Source organism: Hymenobacter sp. 5516J-16 (assembly GCF_022919335.1).
Taxonomy (GTDB): domain Bacteria; phylum Bacteroidota; class Bacteroidia; order Cytophagales; family Hymenobacteraceae; genus Hymenobacter; species Hymenobacter sublimis.
Genome location: NZ_CP095058.1, coordinates 2,250,017 through 2,267,502 on the forward strand (window position 1 = coordinate 2,250,017; position 17,486 = coordinate 2,267,502).

Sequence of the window (17,486 nt, forward strand, 5' to 3'; positions counted from 1 at the left end):
CGGCTCTGGTGATTCTATATGGGTAGCGCTTAGAGGCTTAGCACGAGCTGAGCCGGGCAGTGGTCAGAGTGGACTACATCGGGGAGCAAGTGGGCTTCCTGAATGCGGGGCTGCAACTGCTGGTCTACCAGCAAGTGGTCGAGACGCCAACCCACGTTGCGGGCACGGGCACCGGCCCGGTAGGTCCACCAGGAGTAGTGGCCGGTAGCGTCGCCGTGGTAGTGACGAAAGGAGTCGGTGTAGCCATCAGCCAGCAAATCCTGAAACCACTGCCGCTCTTCCGGCGTGAAGCCAGGGCTCTGCTGATTGGCCTTGGGGTTGTGCAGGTCGATGTCGCGCTGACAACAGTTAAAGTCGCCCCCAATGATAAGGGGCGGCGTGCCGGCAGCCTGTAGCTCGCGCACGTAGCGCCGGAAAAAATGCAGCCATTCTACCTTAAACGCTTGGCGTTCCGGACCACTGGTACCCGAAGGCATGTACACGTTCAGCACGGAGCACCCCGGGAAATCGAGGCGCAGTACTCGGCCTTCGTCATCATACAGCGCCGTTCCGCAGCCTTCTACCACCGCCAACGGCTCCTGTTTCGAGAACGTGGCTACCCCGCTGTAGCCGGGCTTACGGGCCGGGTGTAGGTAGGCGTAGTAGCCCAAGGCCACCAGCCCCGATACATCGAGCGGCTCTCGCCCAGCCTTGATTTCCTGGAGACAGAGCACATCTGGCTGAGCCTCGCGCACCCAGTCCACCAGCCCTTTGCTCAGGGCCGAGCGCAGGCCATTCACGTTATAGGAGATGATATTCAAGGGTAGGGGCTGTGTAAATTAGGTATGAAGCCTTGCTTAAGGCTTACTCCTGAGAATCGAAATACTCTAGAATGTGCCACTTCAGCATCCGTTCCTGCTCCTTGAGGTTAGCAAACGGTACGGGGTGCACCAGCCGGTAGTGGGGCCAGCCTTCCTCGTCCACCTGCTCCAGCTCGTAGTAGCCCGAGAGGCTGAACAGGCGGCAGGTAGCAATGTGCATCAGGTCCTGCTTCTGCTCCTTGGTAAACGGGCCGGCGCCCTGGCCCAGTTCCTGCACGCCAATGAGCAGCAGCAGCGCGTTCAGGTCGGGCTTTTTGCCGAACCGCTCCCGCAGCTGGTTCATCAGCTCCCACCAGCGCTGCTCGAACTGGGCCTCGGTTTCCTGAGGGTCCAGCATGGTTACGCGTCGTGGGAGTGGGGTGGAGCCAGCGCGCCGGCCTCCTCTTTCAGTACCTCCCAGTACTCCACGGCGCGGCGGAAGTGCGGAATCACAATGCTACCCCCAATCAGGTTGGCAATGGCAAAGACCTCGTAGATTTCCTCATCGTTGATGCCTTCCTCGTAGCACTTGCCCAGGTGGTATTTGATGCAGTCGTCGCAACGCAGCACCATAGAGCAGGCCAGGCCCAGCATCTCCTTGGTTTTTACGTTCAAGGCACCCTCCTGGTAGGTATTGGTATCGAGGTTGAAAAACCGCTTAATCACCTTATTATCAGCCGCCATGATCTTTTCGTTCATGCGCTGGCGGTAGTCGTTAAATTCTGAGACGAGGCTCATAGAAAGGCAAGGATTGAAATGAACAAAAACGCCGCTTGACCGCACGGCAGCGGGCACCTCCCGTCGGTTTGCCAGCATTGAGGGCCGGACGCATTTCGAGGAGTCGGGTTTAAACCTTAAAATTAGGGAGAAGTTCGCCAGCGTCCTGCCAAGGGCTGGTGCGCTGGCTACCTATTCCCGTACTCCGCTATTTTTATTTCTCCTATTAGATGCCGTTTCCTACCCTGCTCGCTGACTTTGTTGGGCTCGTATTTCCGCAGGTCTGTCTGGCTTGTCAGGACCCATTAACCCGAGGCGAAGACCACCTATGCACGCCCTGCCGGGCCCAGCTGCCCTACACAGACTACCACCGCTTACCCGCCGAAGACAACCCGTTGGCCCGCCGCTTCTGGGGCAAACTCCCCATTGAACACGCCTTTAGCTACCTGCGCTTTCAGAAGCACGGCCGCGTGCAGCACCTTCTCCATCAGCTCAAATACCGCGGTCAGCAGGACGTCGGGCGGGTGTTGGGGCGCTGGTATGGGCAGGAGCTAGCCGAAGCGGGCTTCTCCACGGCCTTCGACCTGATCCTGCCCGTTCCGCTCCATGCCCGCAAGCTGGCCCAGCGCGGCTACAACCAAGCCGACAGCTTTGCCCAAGGCCTGGCTACCGGCTTGGGCTGCCCCTGGCAAGCCGATGGCCTGCGCCGCATCACCGGTACCGAATCACAAACCCGCAAAAACCGCCTGGAACGTTGGCAGAACGTGGCCGAGGTTTTCGAGGTAGCGCAGCCGGTACTGGTAGCCAGCCGGCGAATCTTGGTGGTGGATGACGTGCTAACCACGGGCGCCACCTTAGAAGCCTGCGCTGCCGTGCTGCTAGCCGCTGGGGCCGCCACCGTTAGCATTGCTACCATTGCCACCGCGGACCGATAGGGCGCTGCTTAGCTTCCCGCTAAAAAAGCTGTAAAGCAAAAAAGCCGCTCCTTGCGAAGCGGCTTTTTCATGTCAGGCCGAGGCTAACGGTATTACTTGTTCGAGCCGGCGTTGATCATGGCGCAACGGAAACCGATGGTAGCCGTGGCAGAATCTTCGGCCATGAAGCGGCGCGTACCGGGCGAGAGCCAGTAAGCTACATCGCGCCACGAACCGCCTTTGTATACGCGCACGTGGTCGTCGATGAGGGACTGGTAACCTTTCTTGTCGTACTTCTCCGAGGGGTCAAGGAAGCCGTTACGACGGAAGGGGTTCAGATCTTCCACATCCTCGTAGGAAAGCGGACGATAGATGTCCTGTACCCACTCGTTTACGTTGCCCGACATGTTGTACAGGCCGTAGTCGTTGGGCGGGTAGTTGTAGATGTACTCCGTAATCATGGCGCCGTCGTTGAGCGAACCGGCAATACCGGCGTAGTCGCCGCGGCCACGCTTGAAGTTGGCGAGGAACTGACCCTGGCCTTTGCCGTAGGGGTTACGCACCTGACGACCATCCCAGGGATAAATACGCTTGTTTTCCTGGTTTTCGTTGCCAGTTTCCTGGGTTCCAATGAGGGCCTGCGCAGCGTACTCCCATTCAGCCTCCGTGGGCAGGCGGTAGTTGGGTAGCGTGTTGCCGTTTTCGATGGCAATCTTGGTTTTGCCTCCGTCCTCGGAAGTGCCTTCGGCGGCGTCGCCAGCGTCACCACCTTTCTTTTTCTTGCGACCAAACAGGCCACCGCCTCCGCTGCTGCCGCTGTCACCTTCGTCGCCTTCGCCAGCCAGACGCTCGTTTACCTTAGCCGTCCGCCAGGTGCAGTAGTCGTTGGCCTGCAGCCAGCTCACACCTACTACGGGGAAGTAGCGGAAGCCGGGGTAGCGCAGGTAATAATCCACGTAGGGGTCGTTGAACGACAGCTCGCGGGCCCACACGGTGGTGTCGGGCAGGGCCGACTGGTAGAATTCTTCGGCGGAATCTTTGCGCACGAAGTGCAAGTATTCCAGCCAGTGGATGTTGGCTACCTCGGCTTCGTCCATGTAGAAGGAAGCCAGGGTCACGGTCCGCTCGATGTTGTCGTGGGTCATGGCCACGTCCTCTTCGGCGGAGCCCAACACGGTACGACCACCTTCGATGAATACCAGACCGGGACCTTCCGGGATACCCTGGTAATCAGACACCTTCATGCCCTCCTCGGTGTTGTACTCGATGCCCGTAGTGGAGCTGTACTTACCGGGTTTGGTGGCGGTGGGAGGCCCACCTTTACAGGCGGCCAGCGCGCAGGCTCCCACTACAGCAAAGCGCAGGTACTTGGAAAAATTCATGATCAAGTTGAAACTACCTGTGAGAAAAGCGTTTAGACAAGGCAAGTCGGCTGCAATAATACAAAAAATCAAAAGGCGGGGCAAGGAATTGACGGGTAATTCCGTCGTTTCAGCCGGCGCCAAGCGGCTTCCAGCGAATCAAACTCCCGAAGGGCCAGAGAAATTTCATGGGCGCCACCTAAATCTCGGCTGAACTGACTGAGGCTCACATCGTAGCTATAACCGAGCCGAAAACTTCCCACCGCTACCCCCGCCACCGCCGTCAGGACCTGCTGGGGCTTGGGGCCCCGGGCAGCGGTACCCCACGGTATACGGCCCCCAGGGTAAGGGGCGTCGCGGTAAAGTACAGTCCAGCCTCGGCCCGCTGGGAGCCGCCCTGCCGAGCGTAGCTCACGGTAGGCGAGAGGCTAACTTCCTTATTTTCTCCTTTAGTAGTAGAGCGCACGAAATACTGCTTGTAGCCCGCCTGCAAGTTTAGCCGCAGGGGCAGCGTGGTTTGGGTGACAAACGCCAGATCCGGCTGATTTACATGGTGGGCGGCGGCACCCACCCAGAACCGGTCGGTGTAGAGCAGCCCGCCCACGCTAGCAGTAACGTAGTGAACGGGCTTATAGTCTGCCACTTCTAAACTAAAGTCGCGGGTAACACCCTCATCGGAAAGTTGGTCACCGAATACCAGATTGCCGTAGCTGACCCGCTGCAACCCGTAGCTAACCGAGGCGCCGCCGCTCAAACTCAACTGCTCATTGAGGCGCAAATGGTAGGCGTACACGCCGCCGGCCTGAAAGCGGGTGTAGCCAATGCCGCCCGTACGGTCATAGTTTACAAGCAGGCCCACGGCACTCCGCTGGTTCGCGAGGCGGTAGTCGGCGGCCAGCTGGCTGCTTTGAAAGGTGCCCGCTACGGTCGGGAACTGGTTGCGGTAGCTGAGCGTGAGGCTATAATCGTCGAGTAGGCCGGCGTAGGCCGGGTTCAGCTGCAGGCGGTTGGCGTAGGGTTGGGCGAAGTATAAGTCTTGGGCCTGGGCCGTAAGGGAAGCGCCCAGCGCCAGCCCGGCGACCATAGCCCACTGCCCCAACGGGGGCGCGGAGTAACAACTAAGTACAGCGGGCGGAGCATCCTCATAAGTATGGTGCCTAACGGTGAGAAACAGGCTTTTGGTACGCGTTGGGCGCTGCCTACGGGTCTAAAATGGGATTTTCTTTCCTGACTTGCGGCACCAACCCCGCGGGTAGCAACGTTACCAAACTCAACCTTATCGATTTTTTAGGGTCTTTTCCCGCGGTCGGTGGGGTTTCGCACTACTTTTGCCTCGTTCGTGCTGATTGGATTTTGGGGCCGCTAGCCCTTTTCGTCGCTTCTCTTTTCTCTCTACCATTATGCGCAAATTCTTTGTCGGGCTACTGCTATTTCTGGTGGTGCTGATAGCCGGTTTGGCCCTGGCCCCGCTCCTGTTTAAGGATAGAATAAAGGCGGCCTTTGATCAGCAGCTGGCGCAGCGGGTGAAGGCCACCGTGCTCTACGACCCCGCCAATGTAGACGTCACCCTGCTCAGCTCCTTCCCCGACCTATCCTTGCGCCTGGACCAGTTGCACGTCATCGGCCAGGACTCCTTTGCCCGCGACACGCTGGCGTACCTGCCCCAGGTGCGGGTAGGGCTGGATTTGATGAGCGTGCTGGGCGGCAGCCAAATCAAGATAAAGAACGTGACCCTGGAGCAGCCCGACCTAAGCTTGCGGGTGCTCAAGAGTGGCCGCGCCAACTGGGACGTGTACGTGTCGGACTCGGCGGCGGCTTCCAAAGGCCAGGATACCACGGCCGTAAACCTGGCCATTCAGGGCTGGCAGATTAACAACGGCCGCCTGCGCTACGAGGACCTGACGATTCCGTTTGGCATGCAGCTACGGGGCGTGAACCACTCCGGCTCCGGCGACTTTGAGCAGAACGTGTTTGACATGGTTAGCCAGACCACGGCCGAGAGCTTCTCCATGCAGTACGACGGCACGGAGTACGTGACCAACAAGAAGCTGGACGCCGACGTGACCTTGGCCATGAACTTGGAGAAAATGCTCTTTACGTTCAAGGACAACCAGGTGAAGCTGAACGATTTCCCGGCTTCGTTCCAGGGCACCATTGGCCTGCCCAACGACACGGACATTACCTACGACCTAACCTTCAAAGCCCTCGAAACCGACTTTAAGAACATTCTGAGTCTGGTGCCCGGCGCCTACACGGCCCAGTTCAAAGACATAGAGGCCACGGGCAAGGTAGCGTTTGATGGCTACTTCAAGGGCGTGCAGAACGCGGTGCAGATGCCCGGCTACGGCGTGAACCTGCAAGTAAAGGAGGGCAGCTTCCACTACCCCCAGCTGCCCCAGCGGGCCCGCAACATCAACGTGGACATGGTGGTGGACAACCCCTCAGGCTTCACAAACAACGTGAAAGTGAACGTAAAGCAGTTTCACCTCGACCTAGGTAGCAACCCCATTGATGGCAACGTAGCCATTGACGGGCTGGAGCCCATGAAAGTGGACGGCCGCGTGAAGGCTAACGTGGATTTGGCGGAAATGATGAAGGTGTACCCGGTGCAGGACCTCCTGCTGCGCGGCAAGCTGTTTATTGATGGCACGGCCCGCGGCATCTACTCCAAAACTCAGATGCCAGTAGTGCAGGCCAACATGAACCTGACCAACGGCTACGTCAAGAGCAAGCAGTTTCCGGCCCCCATCGAAAACCTGACCCTCACCGGCACCATCACCAACCCCACGGGCCAGCTCAACGATACCCACGTGGACATTCCGCAGTTTCGGATGCTGCTGGACGGGGAGCCGCTGCAGGGCCGGGTGGCGACCCAGGGCGTGGACAAGCTGCGCTTTGACACCGACGTGCACGGCGTAGTGGACCTGACCAAGCTCACCAAAATCTTCCCGCTGCAGGGCATGACCGTGACGGGCCGCCTGAGCGGCAACGTGGCTGCCAAGGGCAACATGGCCGACATTGAGGCCGGCCGCTACCAGACGGTAGTAGCTTCGGGCACGGTTAACGCCCAGAATATCACCTACAAAAGCACCGACCTACCCCAGGGCATGAAGGTAAACCGGGCAACGGCCACCTTCAACAACGACAAGATTGTGGTGCAAAACATGGCCGGCTCAGTGGGCTCCTCCGACATTGTCGCCTCGGGCACCATCAGCAATTACATGGGCTACCTATTCGTGCCCGGCCAGCCCTTGCGTGGCAACCTAACCGTGAACAGCAACCGCTTCAACGTGAACGAGTGGATGGTCGATGAGGTGTCGCAGAAGCCTACGGTGGCGGCTACCGGTGCTGCCCCGCCAAGGCCGAAGGCGTGCTGCAGATTCCGAAGGAGTTTGACTTGGTACTTAACACCAATGTGCAGCAGGTAGTCTACGACAACCTCAAGCTCGATAACGTGAAGGGCATTGTGACCGTGCGCGACCAGGCGGCTATTCTTAATGGACTGACGTTTAACACCCTGGGCGGTGCGTTTGCTACCAGCGGCAGCTACAGCAGCAAGGACCTGGCTCACCCCAAGTTTAACCTGGGCCTAAACATCAAAAATCTCAACTTCCAGAACGCCTTCAAAGCCTTTAACTCCGTGAAGGCCATGGTGCCGCTGGCCAGCAGTCTGGAGGGCGTGTTTTCCACTAATTTCAACGTGAGCGGGGAAATGGGACCCGACATGCTGCCCAGGTACAGCACGCTCACGGGCAAGGGCCTGTTTGAAGTGGTGCGGGCGGCCGTGGCTAACTCCTCGGTGCTGGACAAAATCAGCAGCCTGACCCAGTTTCAGGAGTTGAAGAAGTTTGCAGTGGATAACAAGGACGTAGCCGCCGAAATCATCAACGGTAACTTCGTGGTGAAGCCGTTTGACCTGACGGTGGGCCAGATCAAGATGACGGTGGGTGGCTCCAATAACATCAGCAGCGGCGGCTTGGAGTACGTTACGGCCCTAAATGTGCCCACCGGCAAGCTTGGCAACCAGCTCAACTCCCAGCTCACCCGCCTCACGGGCGTTTCCAACCTGCAGGGCACCGACCGGGTAACGCTGGGCCTGAACATCAGCGGCACCGTCACGAACCCGCAGGTAAAGCTGACTACGGGCAGCGTGAAAGCTCAGGCCAAAGATTTGGTTAGCAATATTGTGCAGGCCAAAGTAGAAGATGCGAAGCTGAAGATGCAGGCCCAGGCCAAGGTAGCCCAAGACAGCCTTCAACACGAACTACAGCGCAAGCAGCAGGAGTTCACCCAGAAAGCTCAGCTAGAGCTAGAGAAAAAGCGCCTTGAAGCGCAGGCTAAACTTCAGGACAAAGCCAAGCAGGGTCTGAACAACATCCTTTTCGGCAAGCCCAAACCCCAGCCGGCCAAGCCCGCTGAGCAGCCCAAACCCGCAGAGCCAGCTGAACCCACCGATACAACTAAAGCCGGCAATTAAGCTTAGCTGCCCATTTACCCCACCGAAGCCTGTTCCAGTGACTGGGGCGGGCTTCGTTTTTTAGCACTGCCGGAGGGTAAGAGCAAAAGCTTCGGCTAGGCAACGTAGTCCCCAACGCCCTAGAGAGTCAGCGGAAGGTTTCTAGCACAAAATCCAGACGGTAGAACTTCTTTTATTTCAGGAACGGCAAAAGTTGGCTAACTTCTTGCCCGAACGTCGCCTTCAGAGCTACGTAGTAGGCTGACTTTCCCGTTTTCGTTTCCCACAACCACTCATTCATGCAATTCGCTCGTTTACTACCCCTTGCCTTGCTAGCCCCTCTGGCCCTCGCTAGCTGCAGCAACGACAATGACTCCTCAGACTCAGCCAACTCCGCCAAGCTGGAAGTACGGCTGATGGACGCCCCCGGCGACTTCCGCACAGTGGTGCTGGACGTGCAGAAAATTGAGGTTCATCTGAAAGAAGAGAAGGATCCGGCCGTATATCAGCTGCTACCCTTCAAGGCCCAGACGATTAACGTGTTGGACTACGTGAACGGCAAGTCGGCCTTGCTGGTCAGCACCGATTTCACCCCTGGCGACTTATCGGAAATTCGGTTGCAGCTCGGCCCGGACAGCTACGTGATTGGGCGCGACGGCCAGCGCTACGACCTGAAAACGCCCAGCGGCCAGACTTCCGGGGTAAAGCTCAAGCTGGACAAAGCCTCCCTGCAGGCCCGACAGACCTTCCAGCTCCTGCTGGACTTCGATGTGGCCAAGTCTATTGTAGAGCGCGGCAACTGGAAGCCCGGCAACGACAAAAAGGAGCGTTACTTGCTCAAGCCCGTTATTCGGGTAGTGGCCCAGGACATTGCCGGCGGCTTGCGCGGCACCGTAACACCCGCCGCGGCTCTGCCCCAGGTGCTAGCCATCCGCTCGTCCATCACCGTACCCGATACGTTCAGCACGGCCGCCGATGCTTCGGGCGCGTTTCAGCTTAGCGGCATTCCTTCGGGTACTTACCGGGTAGAGTTCTTCCCAACAACCACCGCGCCTACCGGCCAGCCCGCTTACCGGGTAGTTACCCGCACGGGCATTACGGTTACCAATAACCAAGTGAGCGAGCTAGGCCAGACCACGCTCAACTAATTGCCCTACTTACGTTTATATGTAACAAAAAAGCCCTGGCTGCATAGCCAGGGCTTTTTTGTGGTGGAGCGAAGCGGGTAATCTACTGTTTCACGATGCGCTGGATAAAGCGGGTGTTAGCCCCCCGCACCACCACCGTGTAGAAGCCAGCGGGCCAGCTGCTTACAGCCAGCGGCCAGACCTGCCCGCCGCCCAGCGTAGCGCCGTACACTTGGCGGCCCGTGGCATCCGTTACAACTACCTGGTAAGCCGCAGTAGGCAGTGCCAGCAGGTTCAGGCTAGCTTCAGAGCTGAACGGATTGGGCGTTACCGCTACCACAAAGGAGCCACCAGCTGCAAGCGCAACCGTGCGCACCTGGCTGTAGGCTGATTCCCCGGTCACGTCTACTTGCTTGAGGCGGTAGTAGAGCAGGGCCGCAGCTCCGGGAGTCGGGAGGGCAGCATCGGTGAAGCGGTAGGTAGCACCGGTGGCCGAGGTGCCCAGCCCCCGCACCTGCCCAATGCGCTGAAACTGCTTGCCATCTAGGCTGCGCTCCACCTCAAACCGGTCGTTGTTCAGCTCGGCGGCGGTGGTCCAGGTAAGCTGAGCAGTAGTGCCGGTAAGTTGAGTTGTGAAGCTGAGCATTTTAACGGGTAGAGGCCCGGCCACTGGTACCACGTAGGTAGCTAGGTTAGAGGTACCACCCAGGTTATCAGTAGCGTAGTAAGTAAAGGAATACTGGCCGGTTTCAGTTTTCGGGGGAGCGTAAGCCAGTTCACTAGCCTGCTCAGGCCGGATGGTTTGCCCCGGCGAAACCGCTACTCCGTTCAGCGTTAGGGCGCCTCTGGAGGGTAGGTTGGCAATGGTATAGGAGGCAATCCAGCCGTCGGCATCCGTCGACTCCAGGGCGCTAAGCGGGGTGGAGTTGGTGGTGTTGCGCATGCCCTGGGCCCACTTGTCCTTGGCCACCGGCATTTCATTCCCGATTGGAATGGTGTAAATGGCCGTGTTAGACGTATTACCTTGGTTATCAACAGCGTAGTAGTTGAAGGTAACCGGACCGGCATACGCACCCGATGGATCAAAGGCGAGCTGGCCTAATTGGGCGGGCTGCACTTCCAGCGGAATCGTCGTGACGGGCGTGCCGCTTAGCAGCAGCGTACCGGCCTGCTGGTTCGGCACCGTCACAACCATGTACTTCACAATGGTACCGTCGCCGTCGGTTGCTACTAGCGGCTTGAGGGTAGTGGCCGCAGCCGTATTCGGAATGGCCGGAGCCATCAGGACGTTGGCCGCCAGCGGGGCCGTGTTGCCAACCGGAATGGTGTAAGTAGCCGTGTTGCTAGTAGAGCCAATGTTGTCGGTGGCCAGGAAAGTGAACGTGACGTTGCCGTTCACGGCGCCGCTGGGGTCGAAGGTGAGGCGCTTGTTATCATCGGGCGTCACTACTTGGTTGAGCGTGGCAGCTACCCCGTTCACGTACAGCGTGCCGGCCGCGGGCAGCGGTAGGGCCGTAATGGTGAACGAGGCAATGGTGCCATCGGGGTCCGTGGCGTCCATGGGTGCCAGGGCTGTAGCGGTGGCCGTAGCCGCCAAAGGAGTTGCGGCCGTGTTGTTGGCTACGGGCACGGCGTTGCAGGTACCGAAGTACAGATCGTCAATCCCAATGTCGTTGCCTTGCAGGTCCAGGGTCAGGTTGCGAATTTCGAAGGTAGCCGTGGTGCTATTGCCGGAATACCACACGTCGGAGTACTGCACCCACTGGTCCGGCGACTCCGGCACCGTGATAGTCCCCGAAGTCGACTCGCCGTTGATGACGAAGCCCACAATCGGGTCGGCAATGTTCATGTTCGCCGGAATCAGGTTGTTGAAGAAGGCCGAGAAGGTGTAGTAGCGGTTGGGCTGAACCTTGAACGTTTGGGTGTAGAGCGTCCGGATGGCCGAGGTAGCGTTGATCATCAAGAAGTTATCGGCGGCGCCCCCGCGGCCATTGCCCCGGAACGTGCCATGATACTTGCTGGCATCGGGGCCAATGGCATAGGTGTTTTCCGGGGTCAGCTCCGTTGCTACGGCCGCATCGTCGGCCTTGTACTCGTAGTTGGTGTTAAAGCCAACGTTGCCATTCGTGAAGCCCGGGTTCACCAGCTGGTTTGGGCCGGTGGCGGCAATGCACTGCACGGCCGGGTCGTATACATTCAGGTGCACCGTGGCAGTAGCGCACTGCGGAGTACCCGTTTTGTCGCAGGCCCTGTACACGAAGCTATCCTGCCCCAGGAAGCCGGCGGTAGGCGTGTAGGTGTAGGAGCCGTTGGCATTTAACGCCAGGCTGCCGTTTTTCACGCCCGTTACCAGGGCCACCGTGAAGCCCGTGTTCTGCGGATCGGTATCGTTCAGAATCACGTTGCCCGACACGGTCATGCCCTTTTCTACCTCATTGCTGTCATCGAAGGCAGAGGTAATATTGTTGACGATAACGCGAATGGCGGCCTGGTTTGATGTCAGCCCCAGGTTGTCCTCCACTGTATAGGTGATGGTGCTGGTGCCGGCGTAGTCTAGCACGGGCGTAAAGGAAACGATGCCCTGGGCCGACACCGTAAATTTCCCCTGGTTCGCCATCGTACGCTCCTGCTGAATACCTGCCAGATCAGGGTTCAGGTCCACGGTAGTCGCCAGAATGGAGCCGTCGGCGTCGGTGTCATTGGTGAGCACCGAAATGGTAGCAATGCCGTTGCGGGCAATGATTACCGCGGGGTCATTGACAGCCACCGGGGGTACGTTGGCCACCGGAATGGTATAGGTAGCCGGGGCCGACTCCAGCCCGTCGTTGTTGGTAGCGGTGTAAGTAAAGGTGAATTCCCCCGACTTATTTCCGGCCGGATCGAACTGTAGCTGGGCTGCTTCGGCTACCGAGAGCGTACGCGGCGCGGTGCCGATGGCCGTTGTGTTCAGGTATAAGGTGCCGTTGTTGGGCAGGCTCTTGAGCGTGTAGCCGCTGAGCGTGTTGCCCGCGGCCACACTACCCACCAAACCCGCAATAGGCGTGGCAGCGGCGCTGCTGGGCATGAGTGCCGCCCGCACGTTGCTGGCCAAAGGAGGGCTGCTCACCGTTACCGTGAGCGTGGCCTCGTTGGAGGTGCCGTCGCCGAGCCCCGCAGTAACGTCGCGCACCGTATACCGGATGGACGTCTGGAATCTGGTGCTGGGCTTAGGATTCGTAGGCAGCGTGAAAGTAACAACCCCGGAGCTGCTCACTGAAAACAAGCCGCCGTTACTACCAGCAATATTGCTCGTACCGGCGGTTGCTCCGATAAGCCTTACGGTTGCAGGGTCAATGGCGTCGCTGCCAAGGCCTAGGCCTCCGCGAGTATCGTTTGCCAGAATGTTAATGGTTGCTGATGTAGCCGTAATCACCACTACGGCAGCATCATTATTTGCTACTGGCGCCGCGGCCCAAGTAGTAGCGGGCAGCGCCAATAACATTCCTAGCAGCCCCCCTACCCTCCGAATCGGAACCTGACTTGCCCACTTCGCGGGGAATGCATTGCGGAAATGTGTTTTCATAGAAAGTAGTAAAAAGAAAAGAGCTAAATGCGCCTAGCTTACCCACAGGTGAGCCAGCCAGCAAAACAAATTTAACGCACATTGTATGACTTTTCCATTTTTACCACTTCACCAACCTGTACGGTTCAGCTACGATTAAAATCAATTATTAGCCTAAATCATAAACTTAAGCCGTTTGTTTTCCCTAACAGGGAAGTATATTTCAATATGAATCAAGAAAGGAACCATTTTTCTAAGAGTGGGAATTCGGAGACTATGTTGATGTCGGCTTATCCAGGATAAATTGCACTATATTTATACGTGTTAAAAAATAAAAAAATCAGTTCTGCTACCTACACCACCCCGTTTTACCAGAGCGGATAGGTAACAAAACTGATTTCTGCAGTGGCGTAGCTGGGCTGCGTTTAGCTCATTTCATTAACCAAGCGAAGCAGTTCTTGCTGGGTGTGGTGCGTTTTGTCCTTGGCATACCAGCCGTGCAGCTTTTCGGCAAATTCCTCATGCGTAGCGCCGGCTGCCTTCATGGCCTGAAACAGCTCCTGCGCCGCCGCGGGCCGGGGGCCCCACTGCGCTACCTCATGCAGGGTATCTGCCCGCAGCACAATGAGCTTGGGAATTGACCGGCCCCCGTTGGTCAGGTAACGGTCCATGAGGTCCAGGTTTTCGTCGCGCAGCAAGTAGTGGGTAGTGATGCGGCCCTGGCTAGCCTGGGCTATTTTTTCCAGCACGGGCACAATTTGGGCCGCGTCGCCGCACCAGCCTTCGGTCAGGACCAGCCACACGTAGCGCTGCTGTAACCCTTGCACCGCAGCCAGCAGCTCCGGCTGCACCTGCACCTGCTTGTCGAGGCGCTCCATGCGCTGGATATTGAGCTGGGCGTAGGCAGTCAGGGCCTCCGATTGAGTAGTACCCGTGGTTTTACCCTCGGCCATGAGGGTAGTAATCATTTGGCGATAAGCACTATAGGAGTAAGCTCGGGCCAGGTGCTCAGGACTCAGGACCGGGGAAGGTGAGGCGGAAGTCGTCATGGAAACGATGGGTAGGAAGCCGGATGATAGTACAACGAAAAACCCTTCCGCGAGGTGGCGAACCGCCTGCGGAAGGGTTTAACAAGGAAACGCAAAGGGAAGTTACAGGCTGGGCACGTCGGCCGCCTGCGCCTTAGCCGACAATTCGCGGCAGTAGGTAATAAAGTCGGTGTTAATGGGCTCCAGACCGGCGGCGCGCAGCTCCTTGGCTACCTGGGCGCGGTGGTAGTTGCCGTGCACGGGCACGTGGGTCAGGATGTCGGATACTTGGCTGGTGTAGCCCTCCCCGATGGAGTTGGTGTAGGTAATTAGGCGCTGCATTTCCGTGTCATCGGCCTGAATGCCGTACTGATGAAAACGCTCGGAAGTTTGCTCGTGCCAGTGGTGCAGGGTGGCCAGGTCGTGCTCCTGCCACACTTTCACGGGGCTGGGCGTGTTGGTCATGCGGCCAAGCCAGATGGCCTGGGCGTTCAGCACGTGGCTAAACAGGCGCAGGGCTCCGGCAGGAATGGTCGCGCCTTCGGCCACGAGGCCGTCGAGGTGGCGCAGCAGGGTAGCATTTGCCCACACGGTGTAGGCGCCCAGCTTTTCAATGGTGTTGATCATGATAAAAGAAAGGTGAGAAATCTGGGGAATGCGCGGAAGGTGGAAGGAGTACCAAAGCCGTGAGTGAAACTCATTGTTTCAGCCTCTCACCACTTCGCCGCTATCGAGGGTCTTGCCATACCAGCCGTTCTTCGGTTCGGTTTTTCACAAAGTCGGGGCACTTACCGTCGCCTTTGCCCGTGAGCCCGCCGTCGGGGTGGCAAAGCAACTTGCCATCGGCGGCGTAGAGGTTGGTGAACTGGTCGCAGCAGGGGCTGCTTTCGTAGTACACCGTGGCCCCATCAAGCTGGTAGCTATAAATATGAATGGGCGGATTCTGCTTTTCGGCGTTGCTGTGCTGCTGAATCCGGTCGGCCAGCCACTTCGGACGCTTGGTAGCGTCGAATACCGCATCGGGGCGAGGGGTAGGCTCAATGGTATTGGCGCTGGTAGGTGCGGGAGTTGACACGCTTCCGGCCAGCCCGGTCTGGGGAGCATCGGTGGGCGTCGTGACGGCCACGTTGCGCTGGCAGGCCGCGGTATGGAGCAGCACAGCTAGGGTAGGAATCAGAAGCAGGGAAGAGCGCATGAGCAAGGCAAGAGGTAGAACTTCCCCGCACCCGAGGGCTAAAGGGGCGGCAAATATGCACACAAAGCTTGGTTACGCAGGTGGCCGCCAGTGGTTCTGCTCTCTCCTAGGGTTACCAGCCCAGCAAGTCCCAGACCCGCGGCCCAAAAATCAGCAAGCCCACGGCCAGCGCAGCTACGGCCATCACCAGCACGGCCCCAGCCGCTACGTCCTTGGCCCGCCCAGCCAGCGGGTGGTAGTCCGGCGACACCAAGTTCACGACTGCTTCAATGGCTGTATTCACTAGTTCGGCGCACCACACCGCGCCCACGGCCAAGGCCACCACCGCCCACTCCCACCGTTCCAGCCCGAAGTACAACCCCAACCCAACAACTAGTACCGTAGCGGCCGCATGAAACCACAGGTGCACCTCGGTTTGCAGGGCAGCCCACACACCCCGGAAGGCGTAGCCAAAGCTGGCGGCCCGCTGGCGCACCAGGGCCGGCAGCCGGCGCGGAGGTGGGGGCGTGGGCTCAACCACGGGCGTCGAACTCCTGAAATACGGTTTGGCGCAGTTGGTCCCACTCGGGCTTCAGAATGCTGAAGTACACGGAGTCGCGCCGGCGGCCGCTTTGGGTAACCATGTGGCTGCGCAGAATGCCCTCCTCCGTGGCGCCCATGCGGCGCATAGCCTCCCGCGACTTTTGGTTCAGGGCGTCGGCCTTCAACTCTACCCGCTCGCAGCCCAGCTCTCCGAAAGCGTATTTCAGCAGCAGATGCTTCGCCGCCCGATTCAGTCCCGTACGCTGAAAGTCCTTGCCCAGCCAGGTCCAGCCAATTTCCAGTCGCTTGTCGGCCAACGCAAAGCTCCCGTAGCTGGTGCTACCTACCACGCGCCCAGTAGCGCGGTCGATGATGGCAAAGGGGTAGCGGATGCCCTGGGCCCGGTCCTGCGCCGCCTTGGTTAAGTAAGCTGCCAGCCCCACGGCATCAACCGGGTAAGGAATGGAGCTGAACTGCCACAGCTCCGGGTCGAAAATAACTCGTTTTAAATCCTCGAAATCAGTGGCTTCAAGGGGACGCAGGCGGACGCGGCTATTTTCCAGGGTAATGCAGCGGGCGAAATCCATGGGCAGATTGAGCAGGAAGTTGCGTCAAAGATAAAGCAGAGTTTCACGCGGCCGCCTTATATCCTTCCCCGGATTCCTATACGGCCTCAATAGCCCAGCCCGCGCAACAACACGGCATAGTCGGCGGCAGAAAGGTGGCCGCCGCTGGCCTGGGGGTGGCCGTGGGCGAAGTTGGCGGGCGGGGTAGCGCCGACCCTAGCAAAAGCGGCCCGCAGCAGGTCCGGAATATGCAGGTTGCCGGCCGCTCGCCCGGATATAGCCACCATGCCATTGGGCAGGTAGCCCAGGTTGGCGCACAGCACTACCCTGTCTGACAGCCGCGTAATCCACTGCTGGGCAATCAGGGGATGAATCTGGCAGGGCGAATCGATGGTGACGATGGCCACGGGTGCAGCATCGGGGCCTTTGGGCGGAAACTTCGGGGTAGCTTGCGAGCCGCGGCCAAGGCGGCAGCTACTTCGGCCCGGTAACCAGCCAGCACTTCATCCTGAGCCAGGCCGCGGGGGTTGTCATCGTGGAGGAGGTAGCGCAGGGGCCGGTTCAGGTCGAATTCGCCGGCCCGGCGGGCGGCGTTACACATGGCTACGGCCTCCTTCAGCCACTTGGCGGTGTGCTGCTTCTTGACAGCGGCCAGCGGGGCCCAGGCAGCTTGGTCGCCGAGGTCCGACAGCACGCCAATAGCCGCTACCCATTGTAAGTCAGCCATATCGGCTTCGGCGGCCAGCAGCTCATAAGCCAGCCAGGCCGAGCAGGGCACCGGCTCCAAGCCGTACCCGGTTAGCACGGTACCGCCAGCCGGTGGCTCACCTTCCGGAATGTGGTGGTCGACGTAGAGCACGGGCACGCCGTGCACTTCCAAGGTACCGTGCGCGTGTACGCCGAGGTCCGTCACAATCAGGGCATCCGGCTTCAGAGCCAGCAGCCGTTCGTGGGCACCAGGCGTCAGGAAGGCGTTTTCGCCCTTGCCGGAAGGCACTACCTCCACCTGCCAGCTCGGGTTGATGCGGTTCAAGCCGCGCCCGAAGAGCGCCCCGGCGGCTAGGCCATCGGCATCGAAATGACAGAACACCACCACGCGGCCGCCGGCCGGAACCTGGTCCAGAAAGGCCCGGAAGGGCGCCACAAATTGCGGATAAGCGGGCATAGAAACGGGCAGCCCGCATGGTAGCCGGCTGCCCGTTGTTCGTAAAGCAGGATGC

The 17,486-nt window shown here is 59.1% G+C and carries 18 protein-coding genes; 4 read left to right on the forward strand and 14 right to left on the reverse strand.

The features are described 5' to 3' along the window. Positions 1-29 precede the first annotated feature (29 nt). From MUN84_RS11210 to MUN84_RS11220, 3 genes are read right to left on the reverse strand one after another with little or no spacing between them, the layout of a single operon-like run. On the reverse strand, positions 30-800 hold the full coding sequence (locus MUN84_RS11210) for an exodeoxyribonuclease III (protein WP_244698512.1): 771 nt from the start codon (positions 798-800) through the stop codon (positions 30-32). Positions 801-843: 43 nt separating this feature from the next. Next, complete coding sequence (locus MUN84_RS11215) at positions 844-1,197, reverse strand: hypothetical protein (protein ID WP_244698513.1); 354 nt, start codon at positions 1,195-1,197, stop codon at positions 844-846. A gap of 2 nt (positions 1,198-1,199) precedes the next feature. After that, positions 1,200-1,577, reverse strand: a complete 378-nt coding sequence (locus tag MUN84_RS11220) for a carboxymuconolactone decarboxylase family protein (RefSeq protein WP_244698515.1) — start codon at positions 1,575-1,577, stop codon at positions 1,200-1,202. Positions 1,578-1,786: 209 nt separating this feature from the next. Between MUN84_RS11220 and MUN84_RS11225 the strand changes: the two genes are divergently transcribed. Further along, the gene (locus tag MUN84_RS11225) at positions 1,787-2,491 is read left to right on the forward strand and encodes a ComF family protein (protein ID WP_244698516.1); all 705 of its coding nucleotides are present in this window, start codon (positions 1,787-1,789) and stop codon (positions 2,489-2,491) included. A gap of 92 nt (positions 2,492-2,583) precedes the next feature. Here MUN84_RS11225 and MUN84_RS11230 read toward each other — a convergent pair whose 3' ends face one another. From MUN84_RS11230 to MUN84_RS11235, 3 genes are all read right to left on the reverse strand, one after another. Beyond that, entirely contained in the window at positions 2,584-3,852 is a 1,269-nt protein-coding gene (locus MUN84_RS11230) for an SUMF1/EgtB/PvdO family nonheme iron enzyme (protein WP_244698525.1), read from the reverse strand. 68 nt (positions 3,853-3,920) lie between these two features. Then, positions 3,921-4,109, reverse strand: coding sequence for a type IX secretion system membrane protein PorP/SprF (locus MUN84_RS24555; RefSeq protein WP_410780087.1), 189 nt, complete (start codon positions 4,107-4,109; stop codon positions 3,921-3,923). 5 nt (positions 4,110-4,114) lie between these two features. After that, positions 4,115-4,915 (reverse strand): PorP/SprF family type IX secretion system membrane protein, encoded by an 801-nt coding sequence (locus MUN84_RS11235; RefSeq protein WP_244698527.1) that lies wholly within the window; start codon positions 4,913-4,915, stop codon positions 4,115-4,117. 316 nt (positions 4,916-5,231) lie between these two features. Here MUN84_RS11235 and MUN84_RS11240 point away from each other — a divergent pair, with 316 nt between their 5' ends. The 3 genes from MUN84_RS11240 (at position 5,232) to MUN84_RS11250 (ending at position 9,435) form a co-directional block, all read left to right on the forward strand. After that, complete coding sequence (locus MUN84_RS11240) at positions 5,232-7,259, forward strand: AsmA family protein (RefSeq protein ID WP_244698530.1); 2,028 nt, start codon at positions 5,232-5,234, stop codon at positions 7,257-7,259. After that, a complete protein-coding gene (locus MUN84_RS11245) occupies positions 7,202-8,308 on the forward strand; it encodes an AsmA-like C-terminal region-containing protein (protein WP_244698533.1) in 1,107 nt (368 codons plus the stop codon). Before MUN84_RS11240 ends, MUN84_RS11245 begins: the two co-directional genes overlap by 58 nt. 308 nt (positions 8,309-8,616) lie before the next feature. After that, positions 8,617-9,435, forward strand: a complete 819-nt coding sequence (locus tag MUN84_RS11250) for a DUF4382 domain-containing protein (protein ID WP_244698535.1) — start codon at positions 8,617-8,619, stop codon at positions 9,433-9,435. A gap of 82 nt (positions 9,436-9,517) precedes the next feature. On the opposite strand, the gene MUN84_RS11255 is transcribed toward MUN84_RS11250, so the two are convergent. The 8 genes from MUN84_RS11255 to MUN84_RS11290 form a co-directional block, all read right to left on the reverse strand. Next, positions 9,518-12,976, reverse strand: a complete 3,459-nt coding sequence (locus MUN84_RS11255; RefSeq protein WP_244698541.1) for an Ig-like domain-containing protein — start codon at positions 12,974-12,976, stop codon at positions 9,518-9,520. Positions 12,977-13,380: 404 nt separating this feature from the next. After that, complete coding sequence (locus MUN84_RS11260; protein ID WP_244698542.1) at positions 13,381-14,004, reverse strand: thioredoxin family protein; 624 nt, start codon at positions 14,002-14,004, stop codon at positions 13,381-13,383. A gap of 102 nt (positions 14,005-14,106) precedes the next feature. After that, positions 14,107-14,610, reverse strand: coding sequence for a DinB family protein (locus MUN84_RS11265; protein WP_244698545.1), 504 nt, complete (start codon positions 14,608-14,610; stop codon positions 14,107-14,109). Between the two features lie 100 nt (positions 14,611-14,710). Then, the gene (locus MUN84_RS11270; RefSeq protein ID WP_244698548.1) at positions 14,711-15,178 is read right to left on the reverse strand and encodes a DUF6970 domain-containing protein; all 468 of its coding nucleotides are present in this window, start codon (positions 15,176-15,178) and stop codon (positions 14,711-14,713) included. Between the two features lie 112 nt (positions 15,179-15,290). Beyond that, on the reverse strand, positions 15,291-15,698 hold the full coding sequence (locus MUN84_RS11275; RefSeq protein WP_244698551.1) for a diacylglycerol kinase family protein: 408 nt from the start codon (positions 15,696-15,698) through the stop codon (positions 15,291-15,293). Further along, positions 15,691-16,287, reverse strand: a complete 597-nt coding sequence (locus MUN84_RS11280) for a GNAT family N-acetyltransferase (protein ID WP_244698560.1) — start codon at positions 16,285-16,287, stop codon at positions 15,691-15,693. Before MUN84_RS11280 ends, MUN84_RS11275 begins: the two co-directional genes overlap by 8 nt. 86 nt (positions 16,288-16,373) lie before the next feature. After that, on the reverse strand, positions 16,374-16,673 hold the full coding sequence (locus MUN84_RS11285) for a hypothetical protein (protein WP_244698562.1): 300 nt from the start codon (positions 16,671-16,673) through the stop codon (positions 16,374-16,376). After that, positions 16,628-17,431, reverse strand: coding sequence for a DHH family phosphoesterase (locus tag MUN84_RS11290; RefSeq protein ID WP_244698564.1), 804 nt, complete (start codon positions 17,429-17,431; stop codon positions 16,628-16,630). The genes MUN84_RS11285 and MUN84_RS11290 overlap by 46 nt, the downstream gene beginning before the upstream one ends. Positions 17,432-17,486: the final 55 nt, after the last annotated feature.